Below are 343 nucleotides of genomic sequence, written 5' to 3'. Positions count from 1 at the left end.
CACGTTGCCGGCCGTGCAGGTCAGGTTCTGGCTCTCGCCCGGCGCCAGGGTCACGGCCGTGCAGGCCAGGTTCGGCAACAGCGGGTCGGTCACATTGACGTTGGTCAGGGTGACATTGCCGGTGTTTTGGACGGCGAAGGTGTAGGTGATCGTATCGCCGATATCGCCCGCGCCGTTGGCCGGGGTATCGGTGTCAGTGATCGCGCCCGCGGTCTTGGTCAGGGTCAGCTGCGGAGCGGCATTGATCGTCACCGTCTCATCGTCGGTGTCGGTGACCGTTCCACCACCCGGCGTCGTGCCGGTCGCAGTCGCGGTGTTCGCGCGCGAGCCCGTGTTCACATCC

Annotated in this window: 1 protein-coding gene; it reads right to left on the bottom strand. The window is 66.5% G+C overall.

Annotated elements, in window-relative coordinates:
* On the bottom strand, positions 1–252 hold a 252-nt coding region (locus A7A76_RS16070), incomplete at its 3' end, for a DUF7507 domain-containing protein (protein ID WP_206412134.1).
* Positions 253–343 lie beyond the last annotated feature (91 nt).

The sequence above is a fragment of the Lysobacter enzymogenes genome, assembly GCF_017168095.1.
Lineage (GTDB): Bacteria > Pseudomonadota > Gammaproteobacteria > Xanthomonadales > Xanthomonadaceae > Lysobacter > Lysobacter enzymogenes_D.
The sequence above is the reverse complement of the archived record's forward strand: the minus strand, read 5'-3'. Positions and strand labels throughout refer to the sequence as shown.